The 999-nt window shown below is 50.1% G+C and carries 1 protein-coding gene and 1 pseudogene; both read left to right on the top strand.

Features of this window, described 5'->3' with window-relative positions:
- Positions 1–800 (top strand): RHS repeat-associated core domain-containing protein (locus BIY29_RS19875; protein ID WP_240630257.1); only part of this gene is annotated, 800 nt, incomplete at its 5' end.
- Positions 769–999: pseudogene (locus BIY29_RS20470) on the top strand (hypothetical protein); the annotation flags it as partial. The gene BIY29_RS19875 and the pseudogene BIY29_RS20470, both read left to right, overlap by 32 nt.

The following is a 999-nucleotide window of genomic DNA, read 5'->3' as shown; positions in this document are numbered from 1 at the left end:
GGGTGGAGTATCGCTGGGACGGAGACCAACTGGCGGTGCAGCGGCACTGTCTGGCGGACGGTACGGCGGCGCGGGAAGTGCAGTGGGTGTATGAGCCGGGGAGCTACCGGCCGCTGGCGCAGGTGGAGGCGAAAGGAGAGGCGACGCGGCTGCACTATATCGTGACGGACGTGGCGGGTACGGCGCGGGAGCTGTGCAGCGAAGAGGGAGAAATCCACTGGCGGGGCGAGCAGGGGCTGTGGGACGGATATCGGGAGGAGAGAATCCCCCTCCGGCTGCGGCGCTATCTGGGCGACGCGGCGAATGAGGAAGTGTATTGCGAGCTGCGCTATCAGGGTCAGATATATGACAGGGAGACAGGGCTTTACTATAACCGGCATCGTTATTATGATGGCGGAGAAGACGGGTCGCAGCAGTATTTGTCGCCCGACCCTTCGGGGTTTGATGGGGGCATCCGACCTCAGGGATATGTGCATAATCCGCTGGAGTGGGTTGACCCGCTGGGGTTGGTTGGGTGTCCTGGCTCGAGTCATTTAGATAATCCAAAGAAAAAGGTGAATTCTGCTGAAATTGGGGATACTGTTCGTACACCATCATCTCACCCAGATGATTTTACGAAAATGCGGGGCGGGAATTACAAGAATAACTCTACCGGTGAAATATGGAGTAAGAGTGATACAATTCACAGTGATAAGAGTGGTGAGTGGAAAGTAGGGATAGGAAAAAATGAACCTACACCGAGAAAGAAAATTACTATAGGTATGAGTGATGGAAAAATTATCAAGCTTGACAATAAATAGGAGTTGTAGCTTAAAGAAAATCAATTTCGACGGGTTTCGCTTATCTGAAGGTTGGGTGGGTTTTTTTGAAAGAGTAAAACCCTTCAGCGTAAAGTTTGTGGATGAAGCTATTGATGTTTTTCTGGATTATTTTAAAAGTGAATTGAGTGATTTTTTTGCGATATCAGCATTATCGTTTAATGATAATGCTGAATATGAT

Origin of the sequence: Brenneria alni (assembly GCF_003666245.1) — a bacterium.
In the GTDB taxonomy this organism is placed as follows: domain Bacteria; phylum Pseudomonadota; class Gammaproteobacteria; order Enterobacterales; family Enterobacteriaceae; genus Brenneria; species Brenneria alni.
Note: the sequence above shows the minus strand (reverse complement) of the source record. Positions and strands in the feature narration are given on the sequence as shown.